At 66.7% G+C, this 4219-nt stretch carries 6 protein-coding genes; all 6 read left to right on the top strand.

The window, feature by feature from the left end; genetic code table 11:
• A partial coding sequence (locus tag VGV37_RS21120; protein ID WP_326881739.1) for an ATP-binding cassette domain-containing protein occupies positions 1–316 on the top strand: 316 nt, incomplete at its 5' end.
• Between the two features lie 91 nt (positions 317–407).
• Positions 408–1229, top strand: coding sequence for an ABC transporter substrate-binding protein (locus VGV37_RS21115; protein ID WP_326881738.1), 822 nt, complete (start codon positions 408–410; stop codon positions 1227–1229).
• Between the two features lie 6 nt (positions 1230–1235).
• A complete protein-coding gene (gene speB, locus VGV37_RS21110) occupies positions 1236–2294 on the top strand; it encodes an agmatinase (protein WP_326881737.1) in 1059 nt (352 codons plus the stop codon).
• Between the two features lie 96 nt (positions 2295–2390).
• Positions 2391–2996 (top strand): hypothetical protein, encoded by a 606-nt coding sequence (locus tag VGV37_RS21105; protein WP_326881736.1) that lies wholly within the window; start codon positions 2391–2393, stop codon positions 2994–2996.
• A gap of 25 nt (positions 2997–3021) precedes the next feature.
• Positions 3022–3660 carry a cytochrome b/b6 domain-containing protein gene (locus tag VGV37_RS21100; RefSeq protein WP_326881735.1) on the top strand — a complete coding sequence of 213 codons (639 nt, stop codon included), beginning with the start codon at positions 3022–3024 and terminating at the stop codon, positions 3658–3660.
• Positions 3657–4219 (top strand): molybdopterin-dependent oxidoreductase (locus tag VGV37_RS21095; protein ID WP_326881734.1); only part of this gene is annotated, 563 nt, incomplete at its 3' end. The genes VGV37_RS21100 and VGV37_RS21095, both read left to right, overlap by 4 nt.

Raw genomic sequence — 4219 nt, 5'->3', positions numbered from 1 at the left:
GTCGGGCGGCCAGCAGCAGCGGGTCGCGATCGCCCGGGCGCTCGCCATGAAGCCGAAGCTGATGCTGTTCGACGAGCCGACCTCGGCCCTGGATCCGGAACTGGTCGGCGAGGTGCTGGCCGTCATGCGCGACCTCGCCCGGTCGGGCATGACCATGATCGTGGTCACCCACGAGCTGGGCTTCGCCCGCGAAGTGGCCGGCCGCGTCGTGTTCATGGATCGCGGCCAGATCATCGAGGTCGGCCCACCGGCCCAGATCCTGACCCGGCCCGGCAACCCGCGCACCGCGGAGTTCATCGCGGCGGTGATCTCGTGATGGCGCCTCCGGTACTCTCCGTCATCCCCGGGTCAAGCCCGCGGATGACGGACTGGAAATATCCTTGCCCCCTCATCCTGTGGAGTTTCCGATGAAAGCATCTTCCTGCCTGACGCTCGCCGCCCTGCTGCTCGCTTCGACGGCGCAGGCGGAAACGCCTGCCGCGATCAAGGCCAAGGGCGAGATCGTGTTCGCCAACGTGCCGAACTACCCGCCGTTCGAGTTCAAGGATCCGGCGTCCGACAAGCTGACCGGCGTCGACATCGAGATCGGCGAGGCGATCGCGGCCAAGCTGGGCGTGAAGGCGCATTGGCAGGAGACCAATTTCGCCGAGATGATCAGCGCGCTCACCACCGGCCGGGTCGACCTGATCCTGTCCGGCATGACCGACCTGCCGACCCGGCAGGACCAGGTGACCTTCGTCGATTATGTGAAGTCGGGTCCGCAATTCTATACGACCGCCGCGCGCGACGCTGAATTCAAGGACATGCTGGCGCTGTGCGGCAAGAACGTCGGCACCAGCCGGCGCACCTCGTTCCCGACCGAGATCGCGGCGTGGAGCGAGGCCCATTGCAAGCCGGCCGGCAAGCCCGCGATCGTGGTCGTCGGCACCGAGGGCTCGGCCGATGCGCGGACGCAGCTGAAGCAGGGCCGGGTCGATGCCGCCGTCCAGGGCAACGAGACCATCCCTTACATGATCGCGCAGGAGCCCGGCGCCTATGTGCCGATCGGCAAGGCGATCGCGTCCCAATATACCGGCATCGGCATCGCCAAGGCCGACACGGCATTGCAGGATGCGGTCAAGACGGCGTTCGATCAGGTGATCGCCGACGGCAGCTATCAGAAGATCCTCGCCAAATGGCAGCTTGGCGACATCGCCGTCGCCAAGGCGATGATCAATGGCAAAGAGTAGCGGACCATGACCGATCAGACCAAGCTCGCGGCTCTTCGCGCCCGCTATGCCGATGCCAAGGGCGGCGACATCTTCGATCCGGCCTTCGCCGCGGTCGCCCGTTCGCAATTCCGCGACCGCGACAAGCGGAGCATGCCGTTCGCCGGGATCGCCACTCTGCTGGACGCGCCGTTCGCGCCCGATGCCCAGACCCTGCCCGATTTCGGCGGGCTGGACGTGGCGCTGGTCGGGGTGCCGATGGACCTGGGCGTCACCAACCGGGCGGGATCGCGCCTCGGACCCCGCGCGGTGCGCCAGATCGAGCGCATCGGGCCGTACGAGCACGTGCTGCGCATGATGCCGGCGGCGGGATTGCGTGTGGCCGACATCGGCGACGTGCCGTTCCGCAGCCGCTTCAGCCTCGACGACAGCCATGAGGACATCCAGGCCTTCTATGGCCGGATCGCCAAGGCGGGCATCATTCCGCTGTCGGTCGGCGGCGATCACTCGATCAGCTATTCGATCCTGAAGGCGCTGGGCGCGGAGCGGCCGGTCGGGCTGATCCATATCGACGCCCATTGCGACACCAGCGGCGTCTACGAGGGCGCCAAGTTCCACCATGGCGGTCCGTTCCGCCAGGCGGTGCTCGACGGCGTGCTCGACCCTGAACGCACCATCCAGATCGGCATCCGCGGCGGCGCCGAGTATCTGTGGGAGTTCTCCTACGAATCCGGCATGACCGTGATCCACGCCGAGGAGGTGCCGGCCCTGGGCATCGCCGCGGTGGCGCAGCGCGCGCGCCAGGTGGTGGGCGATGGGCCGGTCTATGTCAGCTTCGACGTCGACAGCCTCGATCCCGCCTTCGCGCCGGGCACCGGCACGCCCGAGGTCGGCGGCCTGACTCCGCGCGAGGTGCTGGAGCTGCTGCGGCGCCTGAACGGCATCGACATCATCGGCGGCGACGTGGTCGAGGTGGCGCCGCAATATGACGCGACATCCAATACGGCCCAGGTCGGCGCCCAGATGCTGTTCGAGCTGTTCTGCCTGACCGCGACGGCGATTGCCGCCAGGAAGGCCGCGCCCTGATCACGTTCAAGTGATCCGGTGCGACCTTACCGCACCTGTTCGCGTGTCAGGGGAGCGCGGTAGCTGTCTCGTTCCGAACATCATACGGAGCGCGCCATGAAGAAACTTGCATCGACCGTTTTCGCCTTGGGCTTGACGGTCGTGATCGGGGCGGCCCAGGCGGCGGATGCGCCGCCGACCCGGCTACGCGGCACGATCGACCAGGTCGACGGCCAGACGCTGCACGTCACCAGCCGCAGCGGGGAAAAGCTCGTCGTCACCCTGACCCCCGACGCCAAGGTGGTCGACGTCAGCAAGATCGACATCAGCGCGATCAAGCCGAACAGCTATATCGGCACGGCCGCGGCGCCGCTGCCCGACGGCAGCCTGAAGGCGCTCGAAGTGCATGTCTTCCCCGAATCCATGCGCGGCTCGGGCGACGGCCATCGCCCGTTCGATCTCGGGCCGAACAGCACCATGACCAACGGGACGGTGGGCAGCGTCGTCGGCACCAGCGACCGCACCCTGACCGTCAAGTACGAGGGCGGCGAGAAGAAGGTCGTGGTACCGGCGGACGTGCCGATCGTGACTTTCGAGCCCGGTACGCTCGGCGAATTGAAGGCGGGCGCTCATATCATCGTCTCGGCGATGAAAGGGGCGGATGGCAACCTCACCACCAATCGTGTCAGTGTCGGCAAGGATGGACTGACGCCACCGATGTGAGAGATGTAAGGGCCGGAACCGGACCATGGTGACCCAGCCGACCGAGGGCGCGCGCCGGGGCGGGCGGATCACGATCCACCCGCTGATCGTGCGCGCGACCCATTGGGTGAATGCCTTCGCCATGGTCTGCATGATCATGAGCGGATGGAAGATCTACGACGCCTCGCCGCTGTTCCCCTTCAGTTTTCCGGCCTGGGCGACCTTGGGCGGCTGGCTCGGCGGCGCCATCGCCTGGCATCTGGCCGCGATGTGGCTGCTGGTCGCGAACGGGCTGCTCTATGTCGCCTACGGTTTGGCAGGCGGGCATTTCCGCCGCAGCTTCCTGCCCCTCTCGCCGGCGGTCGTCTGGGCCGACCTGCGGGCGGCACTGACCTTCAAGCTTGTTCACCGCCTTGGTCATTACAACGCGGTGCAGCGGCTGCTCTATGTCGCGGTACTTCTGGCGGGCGTGCTCGCCGTTTCGTCAGGTCTGGCGCTGTGGAAACCGGTGCAACTGCACCCGCTGTCGCTGCTGTTCGGCGGCTACGAGGTGACGCGGCGGGTGCATTTCATCGCCATGGCCGGCATCGTCGGCTTCGTCGTGGTGCATCTGGCGCTGGTCCTGCTGGTGCCGCGCACCCTGCCGCCGATGATCACCGGACGCGCCAAGGACGAGCATCGATGATCCGGCCGCGCAAACGGGCGGTGCTGATCGACGCCAAGCCGGACCTGGCCCGCCTGGACCGGCGATTGTTCCTGCGCAACGGCCTGTCCCTGGGGGCGCTCACCCTGCTCACCGGCTGCGACCTGACCGACGGCGACATGGTCGACAAGGTGCTGTGGGCGATGTCGCGCTGGAACGACAAGGTGCAGGCGTTCCTGTTCGACCAGAACCGGCTGGCGCCGACCTATGGCGAGAGCGACATCACCACGCCGTTCCCGTTCAATGCCTTCTATTCCGAAGACGACGTGCCCGACATCGACGGCGCCGACTGGAAGCTCGAAGTCTCGGGCCTGGTTTCGGACAAGAGCGCCTGGACGCTCGAACGGCTCCGGACCCTGCCGCAGGAAAGTCAGATCACCCGGCATATCTGCATCGAAGGCTGGAGCGCCATCGGCCACTGGAGCGGCGTGCCGTTTCGCACCTTCCTCGAACGGATCGGCGCCGATCTCAAGGCGCGCTACGTCGGCTTCAAATGTGCCGACCGCTATTATTCCAGCCTCGACATGGCAACGGCATTGCA

Source organism: Aliidongia sp., assembly GCF_035943795.1.
In the GTDB taxonomy this organism is placed as follows: Bacteria; Pseudomonadota; Alphaproteobacteria; order ATCC43930; family CGMCC-115725; genus Aliidongia.
This window is presented reverse-complemented; position numbering and strand designations above follow the sequence as displayed.